The organism is Alteromonas sp. ABH4_457, assembly GCF_056160625.1.
Genome location: NZ_JBSWXN010000008.1, coordinates 288,017 through 304,612, shown reverse-complemented (window position 1 = coordinate 304,612; position 16,596 = coordinate 288,017). Strand labels below are relative to the sequence as shown.

Below are 16,596 nucleotides of genomic sequence, written 5' to 3'. Positions count from 1 at the left end.
GGGCGTAATGTGAAAGCGTTTAGTGTTTTAATCGTTGATGACGAACCGGCAAACATTGATATTCTCAAAGATATACTGCTCCATCAATATCAGGTAAAGGTGGCACCGTCGGGGGAAATTGCACTGAAAATTGTCAGTAAAGCCCCGCCCGATCTTATTTTGCTTGATGTCATGATGCCCCATCTGGATGGTCTGGAAGTGTGCCGGAGATTGAAAGCGGATCCGGCCACGGCCTCCATCCCGGTGATTTTTGTCACGGCGCTCGGGCAAGGTGAAGATGAAGAGCGCGGATTCGCCGCCGGTGCAGTGGACTATATTGCCAAGCCTATTGTACCCGCCATTGTGCTGGCCCGGGTAAAGACCCATATTTCACTCGCCCATCAGCAACGGGTCACCCGCCAGGAAGTGGAGGAACGGACAAAAGAACTTCAGGTAAGTCAGTTGAGTGCTATCAGTATGCTTGCTGCAGCGGGTCACTATAACGATACCGACACGGGACTGCATATCTGGCGGATGGCGGCTTATGCGAGAAGGCTGGCCACTGCCGCGGGATGGTCTGTGGAAGCAGCCAGATTGCTGGAACATGCAGCTCCTATGCATGACACGGGAAAAATAGGCATTCCCGACAGCATTCTGAAAGCGCCCAGGAGGCTGACAGACGAAGAAATGGTGATCATGCGGACCCATGCTCAAATCGGTCACGATATCTTATCTAACAGCCATTCACCGTTGTTCAAACTGGCTGCTGAAGTGGCGGTGAGTCATCATGAGCGCTGGGATGGCTCTGGCTACCCGAATGAACTAAAAGGGACGGATATACCCGAGTCAGGCCGTATCGTTGCTATCGCTGATGTGTTCGACGCGCTGACCATGATAAGACCATACAAAAAAGCATGGAGCATCAGCGACGCTTTTGACTACATCCGCGATAACGCAGGTTATCATTTTGATCCGGCACTGGCAGAGAAATTCCTGACCATAAAAGATGACATTATCAGCATTAAAGAAAAAGCGGATAATGCCTCTTCTGAGAATGAAGAATCAGTCTTTTACGCCGGATTTGTGGAAGAGAAATAACCCCGCCGAATCCTACTCAGCCCAGTTTAAAATCCATTCTGACCATGCGCGATTTCGTTGCAACCGCATTACCACCGACAAATCTGGGAGCATAACGCCAGTGTTCCAGCGCCTTTATGGCTGCGGTACCAAACATGCTGCCACCGTCAGTTTCTATCAATTCAATATCACGGACAAAACCTTCATCATCGATAGTAAATGACAGGACTGCACTGCCGTCTTTGCCCCGCCTTGCATAAGACACCGGATAATCCGGGTTTACACGATAAAGCGGTTCGGGCTCCTGATCATCAGACCACGGCTTCATTTTTCCAATCGCCCGGCAGTGCTCTGTAGCCTTATCTGACTCTCCTTTCTTCTCATACAACCCGACCAGTTTCGCATGGGCATTCAGTGCATACGGATGGGAGAAATCAAGATTACTGTCGAAGGTATCAGCAACGACTTCATAGTTCCCGATGGCCTTAGAAGAATGATTAAAGCGTTCGTAGACCAGTGCCAGTAATAAGCGGGATTCCAGGGTCCGTAAATCTTTATCCCCCCAAAAGCCATCGACGATACTCAGGTTGTCTTTATAGAAACGCAATATTGCGTTGTTGGTCACTCCTAAGATTGAATTGATAACTACTGTGGCAGCAAGGTAATGCGTCGTAACCTTCTGAGCGTCATCTTCAAACTGGATGTCGTCCATGTTGAGAATGATGTAACGACTCAGCCGTTGTGAAAAGCTGACCTTAGCTTTATCCATGCCCTTAAGCTTATTTACTGCACTGAGGATATCGATGTGCATATTCAGTAACGCAGGGGAATTTTCGTCATACAGCGAATCATATTGCTCCAGTACAGCTTTGAACTGGCTGACAGCCTCATCCACATAATCCTGCTGTGCGAGCATATTGGCGTACGAATGCCTGAGCTTCACCGCATTTTCGCTGTCAGCACCGTATTTTTGCTGACCCAGTTGCCAGGCTTGTTTCGCCAGCGCCGTACTCAGTACGATGTCATCTTTTTCCACCGCCTCCTTAAACGCACGGTAGACCTCACTGAATTCATCAGCCGCAGCAGACATTGAAAGCAAAGAAGAGAAAAGTGTGATTTGTGCGAGTCGTTTAAGACCACTCATGACAGCATCCTTGTTCATTAGTGAGTTTTCACTGTAGTGAAATGATGCAGTAAAAGCAAACCCGGCTTGCTGGCCGGGCTTGTTGTGAGGAAATATCAGATTTTTGTGGTTTTCAGGAAAATACAGTTCTGGCTGATGTGCTCACTGTCAAGACGCAGTCCGAATTCAGGTAAACTGGCCAGCACTTCTTCCCGTGTGTAAGGACGGTTAAGGATACCAATAGATTGTCCGTAATCGTTCACCTTCGTACTGATTTTATTCATAAACCCTTCACCGGGGTACAGCAGCACGTTCATGTAGAGGGTACCGCCTTTTTTCAGCACTCTGACAATTTCATGCATGGCTTTTTCAATCCCGCCAATGGTGTGATAACCATTTGGCAGGTTCGCAGTATCGAACGTTTCGTCCTCAAAGCTCATATTTCTCAGATCTTCGATGGCCAGCTCTGCCCCTTTCAGCTTCTTCCTTGCCCCCCCCATCAGGGCTTTGGAATAATCTACGCCTACCAGTGAAAACGGCTGATCTTTCTGTTTTTTTCGCGCATGTTTCATGCAAATTTGGGTGAATGTACCGGTACCGATAGCACATTCAAGATGCTTACCTTTAAGGTTTTCGGCAAAAAAACGGACCTGGGAAGATAAGGTATTGCGGTACGCCAGGGTCAGAATAAAAAAACCACGGACGTCATAAAGCATCGGCGTCAGGTTATAACTGTTTTCATTAATGATACTTTCATCTGACATGACAAAATGCCCTCTTTCAAAAAACTGCCGTTCATATTCAGCTATCATGACGACAGACAGCCCGGCTAACGAACACGGGCTACTATCCACGCTTTACAAAACTATACATCAGGTGGAGAAAAAACTACGTATACCAAACATATACATAGGAATGAATCCGCAATACGCAGAGTAAATACTATGCCGGACAGCCGGAATCACGAGCCATGAGCATAGTCGCTGACATGCGCTATGTAAATGAAAGTAAAATGACATCTTACAAACATAAAAAAGGCCGGTTATCCCTTTTTTACCAGGAAAACCGGCCTCTTTGTGCCCATCAGGCAGGCAAAGGGCTTAGCATTTAACACTTATCAAATTTCAGCCATCGCTTCCTGTTGAGTCTTTTCAGACTGTACAAAGCGCTTCCACTGCTGTGCCATTGCTTTGCTCTTCTGATGCTTTTCAGCTTCAGCAAGCTGATCCAGTGCTTTGGCGTACTGCTTATTGTTGTACAGCGCCATGCCTTTAATCAGATACACAATACCCGGATTCCGTAACTGACCTTTTTCAATAGCATGGTCAGCAGCGGTAATGGCATCATCCCAGCGCTCAGCATTCAGCAATACCTGTGCGAGCTGGGCATCCAGTTCACCGTCTTCTGACAATTCAGCGGCAGACTGCATCACCGGAATGGCTTTATCCTGCTCTTTGGCAAGGGTCCAGCTCTGGCCAAGGAAACGTAAGTTACGCAGGTTCTTTTCCAGCGTACCGTCTTTCATCGCCTGTTCCATCAGCAAAGCACCTTTATAGGGGACTTTGTGATAGTAATAAAGCTGTGCCAGGTTGAAGATGTCGGCAGACGATTCCACGTAACCTTGCTGATAAGCTGATTCCATGATTGCCAGTTGCTTGCGTTCTTCACCCAGTTCACCGTACATGCCGGCAAGCTGGATCCAGTACTTGGGCTCGTCAAACAACTTCACCAGTTTAACCAGAACATTCTTCACCTTTTCAGGTTGCTTAAGTTCATAGTAAATGGCCCGCTGCAGAATCAGCCAGTTCTCATCAGGGAGCATGCCTTCAGCTTCATGATCGGCAATCGCTTTAGTGATGAACGGTTCGGCTTTAGCGTACTCCTTATTCTGATAATAAGCCTGAGCTTTTAAAATCAGATTCTTAGGCGGAACGACGCCGTCGTTCAATGCTTCCCAGCGCTCAAGATAGGCAATACTCTTGTCGTAGTTACCCTGCATCAGGTTTAACTGAGCAAGACTGAACAAGGTCGTCATCTCAAACTTTTCAGGGATCGGCTGCTGCTCCACCACCTGCGCAAAGCTGTCTAATGCTTTATCGTACTGCTCATCGTTGTAATAGATGAAGCCGTAGAAGTTATACATCATGGCTTTTTCGTAGCTGTTCATCGAACTGTCTTTGTCTTTCACCTCGTCCAGGATGGCAATGGCTTCAGGAATATTTCCTTCATCGCCGGCCGCCTGAGCGCGGGCTAACTGTTCGTAAACTTTGCCACGCAAAGTCGGTACTTTGCGGGTTTTCTTTTCACTGGCTTTCACTTCCTGTGCCTGCGCGCTGATAACAACGGCGGGTACAACAGCCAGGTTTAAGGCCAGTGAAAAAGCGCAAACCAAACGTTTGGATAAATGATTCTTCATAGTACTTACCCGTCAATCTGGAAGGTGATTCGGTTCTGCACGCCGGACACTTCAGTCGCTTCACCGTTAACAACACGGGGCTTATATTTAAACTTCATGGCGGCATCCATCGCAGCCTGCTCAAATATGCCCGAAGGGTTCGCTTCTACCACTATCGGATCGCGCACTGTGCCTTGCTTAGTTACCGTAAACTCCACAATAACGAAACCCTCGATACCACGCTGCAATGCACGACGGGGATAGACCGGCGCAACTTTAACGATAGGCAGATACTCACCGTCTCCGGATTCAAGTGCTAAGCCGCCGTCCAGGGCTACGTCAGCGCCAACATCTCCACCGAAGTCCATAGATGTACCATTGGCGTCAGGCGAAGGCGAATCCATTTGCGGTGAACTCATTTGCGGCGGTGGCTCTTTTGGCGGTGGTGGCTTACGGGGCTTACGGTCTTTTTGTTCAACCGTTTCCTCTTTCTTCACCCGCACAAAGTCAAGCACACTGCCTTTTGGTGGCTCTGTTAACGCACTGCCGCCCATCTTGATGAGTGATTGCATCAAGAAGAACAGGCCAAGCGTAATCGCCAGCGAAATGACAAATGCGATGATAAATCGTGGCATGGCTTAAGGCTCTTGTGCTGCGATTGAAACTTCGTAAACACCCGCCGCACGGGAGGCATCCATAACTTTGATCAGCGTATCGGTGGTGGCCTTCTGATCTGCCTGAATCACCACAGTACCCTGCGGGTTCTCAGCATGCAGACGCTCGATGTTGGCCTGTACCGCACGTACGTCAACACGACGCTTGTTGATCCAGATTTCACCGGTATCAGAAATCGCGATAAGAATGTTAGCGCGATCCTGTTTTACTGCGGTGGCCGCTTCAGGACGGTTTACATCGATACCGGCTTCTTTCACGAAAGACGCCGTTACAATGAAGAAGATAAGCATGATGAAAACAACGTCCAGCATGGGCGTCATATCAATTGTGGCTTCTTCTTCGTCAATCAGATTTTGAAAATGCTGCTTCATAATAAGGTTCCTGACAGAAAGGCTTAGCCTTTGCGATCAATAATCAAGGCGTCTTCTAAGTGTGTGCGTTCGGTCTTCACCATACGGTTCAGCCAGGTCGAGGCGAATACGCCTGACAACGCGCCAACCATACCCGCCATTGTCGGGATAGTGGCTTTAGATACACCAGATGCCATAGAGCGGGCGTTACCCGAGCCGGAGATGGCCATTACATCAAAAACTTCAATCATTCCGGTAACCGTACCCATCAGGCCCAACAGCGGACACAATGCCACCAGCGCCTGAATAATCGGAATACTGCCCCGTAAACGAATGGTCAGTGCAGAAATCGTTTTCTGGCGTACTTGCTCAGCAAACCAGGAGGAACGATCGCTGCGGGCTTTCCATTCAGCTACGGCCTGTTTCTTAAAGTTCTTGTGCCAAATCAGCAGGTACATCGCACGCTCGAGAATAAGTAACCACATGATGAAAATCAGCAGACCGATGACCAGGAGAACCTGGCCCCCTGTCTCTGTAAAATCACGAATGGCTTCGAGAAATGCGATCATGGCTTAGCCCCGCTCAGCGCGCTCTGCGATAACACCAGACGCCTGCTCTTGCAGCACGTACACGATATTCTTACTACGGGTATTCAGCATGGCGTATAACAATGTCATAGGAATTGCTACAACCAGACCCAGTACTGTAGTTACCAGTGCGGTAGAAATACCACCTGCCATCAGTTTCGGGTCACCGGTACCAAACAGTGTAATTGCCTGGAAGGTGTTAATCATACCGGTTACTGTACCTAACAGACCCATCAGAGGCGCAACCACTGAGATGATCTTGATAATGGTCAGGTTACGACCCAGTTTTGGTACTTCACCTAAAATCGCTTCTGTTAAGTGCAGTTCCAGCGCTTCAACATCCGCATTAGGGTGATCTTCACGAACTTTCAGTACACGGCCCAGCGGGTTGTCAGTTTTGATTTCTTTACGCTTAAGTTGCTTTTGTACTTTCGCGTTAATCAGCGTCAGGCTGATAAGACGCTCAATCGCCAGAAGCAGACCAATAGCACCTACGATAAGGATGATATAACCCACTTCACCGCCCTGCTCTACACGCTCTTTCAGATCAGGAGCCTGAACCAGCAGACCCAGGATAGAACCACCTGTAGGGTCAATACCAAACTCAACCAGTTCGCCGTTTGAGTTTTGCAGCGCCTGTGCAGAATCGCCGTAACGGTCAGCCGGCTGGCGAACCAGTTCAGCTACAGTGCCGGTGATGCCGTTGAAGTCGAGGTATTTACCATCAGCAACCAGTGCAAACGGGCCAACACGTACGATTTCTTTGTTAACTTTCTCGCCGCCGGCTTCAACAACAGACGTGTCGAACTTAGTCACTTTGCCTGACTCAGTCATTTCACGCTGCATTTCAAACCATACGCGCTCAATTTCCTCGATAGAAGCTAACTTTGAGCTCTTACCCATTGACTGTGCCATGTTGTCAAGAAACTCAGCGCGGCCGGGGATTTGAGCAGAAACAACAGAGTTCTGGAATTTGCTCTTGGTATCACCGGCAACCTGCTGCAGTACACCGAACAGTTCTTTCAATGAACCTAAACGGGTATCCAGAGCGGCATTCAGGTCGGCCAGTTTAAATTCGTTTTCTTCAAACTGAGTTTCCAGACTTTCTGAATTCGCCAGCGCCTGATCACGCTTCTTGCGGGTATCAGCCAGGATCTGGTCCTGCTGAGCACGCTGTTGAGTGAATTCCTGTTCACGTTGCTTATTCTGTTGTGATTGAGCGAACTGGCCTTCTTCCAATTGCTTCAACAGGGCATCAAGGTCCAGTGCGCGGTCGTTTTCCGCCAGTGCACCGAAGCTTAATGTTGCAGCGGCAAGACCAGCTGCTAAAAATTTAATCTGCTTTAACATGGTCAATACCTCTTAGTCCGTGATTGCAACAGGCAGCATTAACAAGTCTGGTGCAAGCTGTTTCTTCGCCATGCGCAGACCTTTAGTGATCTGTGTACGGTAGCTGCTGTCCAGTTCTTCCCACTGACGTGTTTGTTTATTCCAAACACCTTGCTTACCAGCGTCACGGGTTTGGTAAATCAGTGCAGTACGGCCAAGACGTAAAAACTCAACATCACGCTCTGTACCGTCAATTTCATGAATACCTGTGTAAGCTTCCATGGTGCGGCCGTAATCCATCTCAACCTGATAGGCTTCCATTACACGACGGAATTTCTCAGAGGCAGACACATCGGCACGGTCCATCATGTCTTTTAAGTCAGCGATACGCTTGGCACGCTCTTCTTCCAGGAAAGGAACGTCCAGGGCAACGAATTGCTCAAGACCGTCAATCATGCGAATCATTAACGGCGTAATTTGACGCTCGATAACCGAAACTTCGTCGATTGATGCGTTCAGATCAGCCATTTCCTGTTCCTGGTTGGCAATCTGTTTGCGCAGCTGGTTGTTGTAAACTTCCAGCCCTTCGATTTCTTTATTCAACGTTTTGAACGTTTGAAGTTTATTATCGATTTGGTCAGCGATATTGTTGATTTTGTCTTGTGATTTAGCTGCACTTTCATTGATTTTTGCAGCCTCATCGACAACGGGTTTCAAGACGCTATCGTCTTGTGCCATGGCGGTAGTGGCCGTCAGGGCGCTCGCCAGCAGCAACGAGTTGAAAAGCTTCATACATTCAAACCTTACTGTTAAAAGGAATCGGATTTAACCGAGCGTAAATTTCTGCGCGTAGGATAGGAACTTTCTATGACAGTTTTATTACATGACTGTCATATTTCCTCTGTCATAATCCGACGGGAGGTGACGAAAAAAGAGCCGCTGATGCGGCTCTTTTTGAGTTGATTTTAGAAGTCGTAGCGATAAGCCAGACTGAAAGACGTTCCTACGGTTTCGGACCTTAGGAGTGTGTCCTCAAACTCAATTTTCTTTTCCTGATCAAGCATATTCTGCACTTTCAATGTGACAGTGGTATTAAAATCAGGGTACCACTTGTACACCACATCCAGAGAGTGGAAAGGCTGCTCGAAACTGTCATCGAACCCGTCGATGCCGGGAATAAGAATACGCGGACCAAACACGTTATAGACTAAAGATGCAGAGTGCTCACCGTTATCTGAGTCATAACCTAACTGTGTATTGACTACCCACTTAGAGTGACCTGTCATTGCACGCGTTGTGTTGGTAATAGATGTAGACACACCGGTTTGCTGTTCAATGGCTGCCGGATCAAGCTCGATCTCAGAGTCACTTAACGTCAGGTTACCGGACAGGAACAGGTTGTCCCATACGCCGTCACCGAGCACCTCAAGCCCTTGCAGGAACTCCACTTCCACACCGTACATCTTACCGGTTTCGGCATTAGCGATACGGATGAGCGGCGGACCGTCCTGTGCAGGTGACTGAACAGATTCAATAGGTGTATCCATGTCTTTGTAGAAAAGACCTACAGACAGGTTATTACCGGCCTCACGGTACCATTCCCAACGAACATCAAAGTTATTGATGGACGTGGTTTCCAGACCCGGCGTACCACCCACAGGGTTTTCAGTCAGCGGGTCAATGTAGGTGGCTGAAGATACTTCACGCAAGTCAGGACGTACTACCGTTTTACCGTAGCTGAAACGCAACTGCATATCCTGCTCAAGGAAGTAAGTCACTGCCAGAGACGGATAGAAATCTGCTTCAGCAAACGCCAGTTGTGAACGGTCCGCATCGTCAGTTAAGTCAAACTGGTTTGTACGGGGGTCAAAAGGTACAACAGCCTGACGGAAGTCTTCGTAACGCACACCACCACTGAAACGCCACAGGTTGTTCCAGAACAGATCCGCTTCGAAGTAGTACGAATCCACTTTCTGACCGGCGGCATAGTCATCACCGGCAACGGTGGTGTCACGCAGCAGGTTCTGTGTGGTGTAGCTGGCATTGTCCAGCGCTTCATCGTCAAGCACTTCGTCAAACTCATAGCCGGTAAGCAATGAGGTATCAGAGAAAGCACGGGTGCTCACATCAAGACGGCGGTTTTCTGCAGTACGGGTTTTGGTCAGGAAATTTCCACCCGCTTTAAATTCCATCTCCCACTTATCTACCATCAGCGGATAGTTGAAGTTGTAGGCATAGTTTTCTACGCGGTCATGGAGACCCTGGAATGAATAACGTCCGGCAACGGTAGAGTTACTCACGCTGCTTTCGGTTTCACGATCGTAAATACCATCCAGGTTTTCATCTTCCAGCAGGAAGCGGGCTTCCATATTACCCGGCGCGTCACGCAGTGAACGGCCTAATGAGTATTTCCAGTCAAACCCTAAGAAACCCAGTTCAGGGAACGTATGGGTACCACGAATCTGATTAGTAAACAGTTTACGCTCTTCGTACTGCACTTCGTATTTGCGAACACGCTGGTTATCAGACAAGGTGATGTTCGCCGTGTTACCAATCATATCACGGATCTGGTCACGGGTATCGCTCAGTACAATGACACTGTAATCCACGCGGTGCTGGCGGTTATAGTCGATACCGACGTTAAACAGTGAAGACCACTTCACAGATTTCTCTGTGGTGTTCACTTCGTCGTAGTAGCGGACCATACGGATTTCATCGCCGTTACGCAGTGGCTGCTCACCAATGTATTCTTCACTCACATTGGTAGAACGGTCATAACCGGTAGCAACAAGGAAACCGAAACGCCAGTCGTCGTTATAATCGAAACTGTTACCGATGGAGAAGTTGCCTTTCATATCAGGATCAACACTTTCCAGTACAGGGTCGTAGTCACGGTTTAATTGCTTGAACAGCGCGACAGATTCTTCCTGGCTTAAATCATCCAGAAAGTCTTTGCTGGCATATTGGGCTGCAATGTCAGCAGGCATGGCGCGGGTGCCGTCATCTTTACCCATCCAGTCATCGCTGCCGCCGTTGTACATGTAGGCATCGTCAAAGTTATCGGAGTTATAACCTAACTGGCCCTGCACACTCATCACAAAATCGGAAGGAATGGTACGCAAACGGATATCTACGTTACCACCGCCAAACGAAGCCGGCATAGAAGGCGAATACGCTTTCTGGACCGATAAGCTCTCGATAATAGAAGACGGGAATAAATCGAGAGGCATTACGTTGCGGGTAGGATCCGGGCTTGGTACCGCCAGGCCATTTAACTGGGTAGATGAATAACGCTCACCCAGACCACGAACGTAAATGAACTTACCGTCAACCAGGGTCAAACCTGTTACACGACGCAATGCTGATGCCGCATCAGAGTCACCAGTACGAGAGATTTGCTCAGCACCCATGATATCCGCAACAAACGCCTGGTTCTTACGTTCTTCCATAACGGCAGTCGCCGTACCTTTTAAGCGGGTGCCGGTGGCAACCACTTCTTCAATGACTTCTTCGTCATCTGTTTCCTGAGCTACTGCGGGCGCGATACTGGCTGATAATGTTGCCAGTACAGCCAGACTCAGTGGTTTGACAGGAAACCTGATTGCAGGCTTTTTCATTGTAAACCTCGTGGAAAAGCGTTCTTACAATACAACGATAAAAATCGATGCTTTTAATACTTAAAAAGCAAGCACGTTACTTTTACCGCAACGTGCCTGCTCTGATGGTGGGATTAGGAGTGATTACTCCAGACCAACAGTCCAGCCAGCTGTCCAGTCGTTGTCTTCAGATACTGCACCTACGAAGTCAGCATTGTCGAAGAACGTGTCGCCAGTCCAGTCTTTAGGCGTTACTGCATCAGTGATGCTGTAGATACCGTTAACTACTTCAGCCTGAGTAGCAACAACTGCGTTGCCGGTCATGGTGTTCAGGAACCAGTTTTCCAGGTCAACTGCACCGTCATCAAACTTGAAGTTCTCGTCGTTTTCACAAGCGATTACAGAGTTAGTGAAGGTTGTTGTACCGTCAGACAGGTTAGCTTGTGATTCGTTAACGTTTTCGATTTCGAAACACTCACCCATGCCTGCAGGGCCTGTTACGATGAAGTTAGACAGCTGAGCGCCTGTACCTTCACGTAAGTAAACACCTTCTGAATCGTCATCACCGTCAAACTCGTTACCGATAATGGTGACGTTAGACAGAGTCGGGTTAGACTGAGGCTCATTAGCCGGGTCTGAACCGTCGTTGTCAGCTTCGATACCACGGTTTGCATCAGAGTTGTCAGTCGCCTGGCGAACTAATACATACTGCATGCGACCCTGGAAGCCGTTATCCCAGTCAATGCTGTCGTCCTGGTTGTCAGTCAGTACTACGTACTTCATATCAACGTTACCGCCGAAGAACTCAACACCGTCGTCAGATGATTTGTGGATTTGAATGTAGCTGATATCAGTACCTGAACCAACACCGCCCATAGTCAGACCTTGCAGCTCGTTGTCCGGTGCGATTTCGAAACCAGAGTACATGATACGCACGTAGCGGATAGTACCTGAGTTATCAGCAGTGTCTGAACCACCGAATACCGCACCTTCTTCTGCACCTTCGATTTGCAGAGAGCAGGCACCTTCAGCAGGACACTGGTTAGATGGGGCGTTACCCAGCATTACCAGACCACCCCACTGACCAGGCTCACCGGCGTCAGACGCCACATCAGCTTGTGAAGTGAAAGTGATTGGGTTTGCAGCAGTACCCTGTGCATCAATTTTAGAGCCACGGCTGATTACCAGGTAATCGTTACCGCTTGCACCGTACAGCGTTACACCGTCTTCGATAGTCAGCGTCGCGCTGTCAGCATTGTCATTACCGATGAATACTGCACCAGACAGAGCATACATGTTGCCTTCAGTCAGTGTCAGGTCAGAAGTAATGCGGCCAGACAGTTCACATGTTGTGGTTGTACCATCAACAGAAGTGATTTCAGACGTACCGGAAGGACAACCTTCTACAGTTTCTACTACGCCGGTCACTTCACCGCCGCCGTAACCAAATGCCCAGCCTTCACGCCAGTCAGTTGTTCCGTCTAACGCACCGATGTAATCAGTCGCATCGAAGAAACCGTCAACCTGAGATGCATCAGCACCTGCACCTAACAGCGGGCTGCCTGAAGTAGGAGAACCGTCTGCATTCAGAGCAATGGCTTCAGAAACAGAGTTACCTGTCATGGTGTTCAGGAACCAGTCTTCCAGGTCAACTGCACCGTCGTCGTTCTTGAAGTTTTCGCCGTTACGACAAGCCATAACAGAGTTTTGAATCGTGATAGTGCCGTCAGCCAGGTTAGCCTGAGATTCAGTCACGTTTTCAACTTCGAAACACTCGCCCATACCAGCAGGGCCAGTTACAACCATGTTGTAGATCTGAGCGCCGGTACCTTCACGAAGGTAAACGCCTTCAGAATCGTCGTCACCGTCGAAGTTGTTACCGATGATAGTCAGGTTAGAAATCATTGGGTTAGACTGTGGCTCGTTTGCCGGATCTGAACCGTCGTTATCCGCTTCGATACCACGGTTTGCGTCAGAATCATCAGTAGCATGCTCAAGGAATGCGTACTGGATTTTACCGGTGAAGCCGTTATCCCAGTCTAATGAATCATCTTGCGCGCCTGTAACCAGAACATATTTCAGTTGCGGGCTACCGCCGAAGAATTCGATACCGTCATCTGAAGATGCGTGTACCTGGATGTGGTCGATAGAAGTACCTGAACCCACACCGCCCATAGTCAGACCTTGCAGCTCGTTGTCGGGTGCAATTTCGAAACCAGAGTACTTGATAACCATGTAGCTGATTGAACCAGAGCTTTCTGTATCGTCTGTTCCACCGAATACCGCGCCTTCTTCAGCACCTTCGATTTGCAGAGAACAGTCACCTGTATCAGGACACTGGTTAGATGACGCATTACCCAGCATTACCAGACCACCCCACTGACCAGGCTGAGCGTCACCGCCAACTACGTCTTCAATTGAGGTAAGGATTACCGGTGCTGCTGCAGTACCGTTTGCTTCAATAGTAGAACCACGGCTGATAACCATGTAATCGTTACCGCTGCGGCCAAAGATAGTTGTGCCCGGCTCGATAACCAGGTTTACGCTGTCTGCGTTATCGCTACCGAAGAAAACCGCGCCGTCTAACGCCCATACGGTGTCGTTAGTCAGAGTAATGTTACCGCTGTCGTCTGCATCATCAGCAGTTAAACGACCAGACAGTACGCGAACAGTGACGTCGCTGCCAAATGCAGTTGAAACTTGAGTGCTCAGACCTGAGCTCACTTCGCCGGGTGCTGTATCAGTATTGCCAGAATCACCTGAGCCAGAATCGCTACTACTTCCGTTGTTATTTGTAACGCTGTTATCGATGTCGCCTTCGCTGATATTGATGTCACCACCACAGCCGGCTAAAACAAGCGCCGCTGCGATTGCTGAAGCCTGAAATAAGTGCTTAAGTTCCATTCATCTCTCCAAGTGCAAATATAATTATGGATTTAGAAAACGCAGGCACTTTACCTAAGCTAAATGACACATTTGTTACACTTCTGCGTTGTCACAAAACTTTCACAGTGAAAAATGAACTTTTAGTATCTAAATCAGACCTGTAGGATGTTTAAAAGTCTTAGTATATGATTTTGCTTAATTTATTATTTCCCGTCATTCACGGGAATGAAGGGCAGATAAGTTGTTTGACGTTAAAAAAAGCGGCAGCCCGGCGAATTTTCCGGTAACAATTAAACGAAAGTATGAAGGAAAAATGACAGCAATACCGGCGTTTTTTAACGCTGAACGTTGTCTAAAAGACGGCGCTGGCGAAGCAAGACATCTTCCCTGACAGGAAAATAGCCGTCACGCTGAACCTGCACCTGCCCTTGTTTTGACAGTACATACTTCAAAAACTCCCGCTCCAGTGTGGGCAGAGGTTTTCCCGGTGCTTTATTCACCACCAGGTAGAGAAAGCGGGCATAAGGATAGGTTTCATTACGAACAGTCTCTGTAGTCAGCGGCACCAGTAAATCCACGCTTTCACCAATTGAGAGCGCCTTTACGCCGGCGGTTTTGTAACCGTAGGCCGCGTACCCCATTCCATGCTGACTGGTTGCAACCGACAGTACCACGGAAGCAGAACCGGGCTGTTCATTCACTGTAGTCCTGAAATCTCCGTCACATAACGCCATGAGTTTAAACAAGCCGTAAGTACCGGAAACTGAATTTCGCCCGAACAGCCGAATGGGTGAAGGACTGGTTGCTGAATTACCGGTGAGTTCTGACCAGTCTGTCACCGGTGAACCGGCGCCGCAATAACGGGTAGCAGAAAAGATAGCGTCAACCTGCTCCAGTGTCAGGCCTTCAACCGGATTACGACGCTCGACGAAAATGGCAATGGCATCCATGGCCACTTTCAGCACCGTAGGCGGATAACCATGCTCACGGACAAAATCGCGGATTTCCGAAGGTTTCATTTCACGGCTCATGGGGCCAATCGTCGCCGTACCCTCTGTCAGCGCCGGCGGTGCAGTAGAAGAACCGGAAGCCTGGATCTGAAACCTCACCTGCGGATACATTTCCATGAACTCCTGCGACCACAGGGTCATCAGGTTGGCCAGCGTATCAGACCCTACGGAGGTAATTTTCCCTGCCACGCCCGGGCTGCGGGTATATTCCGGTACAGGCTCAGCAGCATGGGCCCGGAAGATAAAAGAACAGCAAAGGAACAGAACTAAGGCCGTAAACCGGCTCATGACTTCTCCGTAATTAACTCTTCGTCCAGCAGGAAAGAAAACTGACTCCCTTCGCCTACTGTACTGGTGATATCCAGCTGCGAATTATGATGGCTTAGTACGTGTTTCACAATAGATAGCCCCAGACCGGAGCCACCTGTTTTTCTGGAACGCGCCTTATCCACACGATAAAAACGCTCAGTCAGCCGCGCAAGGTGATTCTGCTCAATACCGTCACCGTTATCCACCACCGCAAATAAAGCGCCGTGATCATCCCGTTTCCAGTAAACATCAATTTCGCCCCCGGCCGGCGTGTAATGCACAGCGTTAAACACCAGATTAGAACAGGCACTGCGAAGTTCTGTTTCCACCCCGAAAACCCAAAGTTCAGGGTCGATATGGAAGCGTATGGTATGACCTTTTTCCGCGTTGAGTGTCTGCGCTTCTTTTTCCAGTTGCCGGAACATGGAAGGCATATTGACTTTATTTTCGTAGATACGCTCAGAGCTGGCCTCAATCCGCGACAGTACCAGCAAATCCTCAATAAGGTTTTGCATTCTGTGAGTCTGGGCGTTCATTTCTTTGAGCGCTTTGGTCACCATGGGATTGTCTTCATTATCCGGTAACAATTCCAGATAACCGGAGATAACGGTGAGCGGCGTGCGTAATTCGTGTGAAACGTTTGCCACGAAATCCTTACGCATTTCTTCTAACTGGCTAACACGGGTCACGTCACGGGCAATCAGCAACAGGTGCTCTTCCCCATAGGGCATGATCCGGTATTCGAATGTTTTACTGGGGTTTGCCGGTGCGGGTACTTCGATAGGATGGCTGAAATCGCCGGCATGAAAATATTCTATAAATTCAGGATGGCGGATAAGGTTATCAATACGTGCGCCGGCGTCGCCGGGCCATTTAAGCCCCATTTCCAGTCTTGCCAGCCGGTTGCACCAGATAATACAGGCCTTGGAATCCACCACCACTGCGGCATCAGGTAAGGCTTCCGACCCTTCACGGAAACGCTTTACCAGCTCACCGAGTTCTTTCCTTTTATTGCGGTTGCGCCGCTGGAGATAATAAATACCTTCGTAGATATGCTCCCACACGCCGCTTACCGTAGGCGGAGACATTTTCCGGCTATGCCATAACCACCGGTTGAGCTTAAAAAGCTGCCAGTAGTTGATTATCAGCAGCCCCAGCGCGCCCAGCGTAATGGCGAATAACATGTCATCCAGGTACAACCCCACCAGCGCGAAGACGAGCAAATAGGCCAGCAGGCGAATTGCGCTTCTCAGCCAGGAAAAAGGATAGTACATGTAATT

General features: G+C 48.8%; 14 protein-coding genes. 2 read left to right on the top strand and 12 right to left on the bottom strand.

Going from position 1 to position 16,596, the window contains the following annotated elements:
- Positions 1-9 precede the first annotated feature (9 nt).
- Positions 10-1,077, top strand: a complete 1,068-nt coding sequence (locus tag ACXAGR_RS21245) for a response regulator (protein WP_474852392.1) — start codon at positions 10-12, stop codon at positions 1,075-1,077.
- A 16-nt stretch (positions 1,078-1,093) separates the two neighbouring features.
- Here ACXAGR_RS21245 and ACXAGR_RS21240 read toward each other — a convergent pair whose 3' ends face one another.
- Both ACXAGR_RS21240 and ACXAGR_RS21235 read right to left on the bottom strand, forming a co-directional pair.
- A complete protein-coding gene (locus tag ACXAGR_RS21240) occupies positions 1,094-2,200 on the bottom strand; it encodes an energy transducer TonB (RefSeq protein ID WP_474844956.1) in 1,107 nt (368 codons plus the stop codon).
- Between the two features lie 95 nt (positions 2,201-2,295).
- The gene (locus ACXAGR_RS21235) at positions 2,296-2,943 is read right to left on the bottom strand and encodes a class I SAM-dependent methyltransferase (protein ID WP_161599091.1); all 648 of its coding nucleotides are present in this window, start codon (positions 2,941-2,943) and stop codon (positions 2,296-2,298) included.
- A gap of 206 nt (positions 2,944-3,149) precedes the next feature.
- Between ACXAGR_RS21235 and ACXAGR_RS21230 the strand changes: the two genes are divergently transcribed.
- A complete protein-coding gene (locus tag ACXAGR_RS21230) occupies positions 3,150-3,290 on the top strand; it encodes a hypothetical protein (protein ID WP_303573722.1) in 141 nt (46 codons plus the stop codon).
- 6 nt (positions 3,291-3,296) lie between these two features.
- Here the strand turns inward: ACXAGR_RS21230 and ACXAGR_RS21225 are convergent, their stop codons facing one another.
- From ACXAGR_RS21225 to phoR, 10 genes are all read right to left on the bottom strand, one after another.
- A complete protein-coding gene (locus tag ACXAGR_RS21225) occupies positions 3,297-4,595 on the bottom strand; it encodes a tetratricopeptide repeat protein (protein ID WP_474844958.1) in 1,299 nt (432 codons plus the stop codon).
- 5 nt (positions 4,596-4,600) lie between these two features.
- Positions 4,601-5,209: an energy transducer TonB gene (locus tag ACXAGR_RS21220; protein ID WP_474844959.1), complete on the bottom strand. Its 609-nt coding sequence runs from the start codon at positions 5,207-5,209 to the stop codon at positions 4,601-4,603.
- A 3-nt stretch (positions 5,210-5,212) separates the two neighbouring features.
- Entirely contained in the window at positions 5,213-5,620 is a 408-nt protein-coding gene (locus ACXAGR_RS21215; protein ID WP_070123859.1) for an ExbD/TolR family protein, read from the bottom strand.
- A 23-nt stretch (positions 5,621-5,643) separates the two neighbouring features.
- The gene (locus ACXAGR_RS21210; RefSeq protein WP_119500130.1) at positions 5,644-6,168 is read right to left on the bottom strand and encodes a MotA/TolQ/ExbB proton channel family protein; all 525 of its coding nucleotides are present in this window, start codon (positions 6,166-6,168) and stop codon (positions 5,644-5,646) included.
- A gap of 3 nt (positions 6,169-6,171) precedes the next feature.
- Positions 6,172-7,536: a MotA/TolQ/ExbB proton channel family protein gene (locus ACXAGR_RS21205; RefSeq protein ID WP_474844960.1), complete on the bottom strand. Its 1,365-nt coding sequence runs from the start codon at positions 7,534-7,536 to the stop codon at positions 6,172-6,174.
- Positions 7,537-7,548: 12 nt separating this feature from the next.
- Positions 7,549-8,307 (bottom strand): DUF3450 domain-containing protein, encoded by a 759-nt coding sequence (locus tag ACXAGR_RS21200; protein WP_119500128.1) that lies wholly within the window; start codon positions 8,305-8,307, stop codon positions 7,549-7,551.
- Between the two features lie 173 nt (positions 8,308-8,480).
- Positions 8,481-11,132: a TonB-dependent receptor domain-containing protein gene (locus tag ACXAGR_RS21195; RefSeq protein WP_474852389.1), complete on the bottom strand. Its 2,652-nt coding sequence runs from the start codon at positions 11,130-11,132 to the stop codon at positions 8,481-8,483.
- A 123-nt stretch (positions 11,133-11,255) separates the two neighbouring features.
- Positions 11,256-14,015 (bottom strand): hypothetical protein, encoded by a 2,760-nt coding sequence (locus ACXAGR_RS21190; RefSeq protein WP_474852387.1) that lies wholly within the window; start codon positions 14,013-14,015, stop codon positions 11,256-11,258.
- Positions 14,016-14,332: 317 nt separating this feature from the next.
- Complete coding sequence (locus tag ACXAGR_RS21185) at positions 14,333-15,295, bottom strand: PstS family phosphate ABC transporter substrate-binding protein (RefSeq protein ID WP_474852385.1); 963 nt, start codon at positions 15,293-15,295, stop codon at positions 14,333-14,335.
- On the bottom strand, positions 15,292-16,590 hold the full coding sequence (phoR, locus tag ACXAGR_RS21180; RefSeq protein WP_119500124.1) for a phosphate regulon sensor histidine kinase PhoR: 1,299 nt from the start codon (positions 16,588-16,590) through the stop codon (positions 15,292-15,294). The genes ACXAGR_RS21185 and phoR overlap by 4 nt, the downstream gene beginning before the upstream one ends.
- Positions 16,591-16,596: the final 6 nt, after the last annotated feature.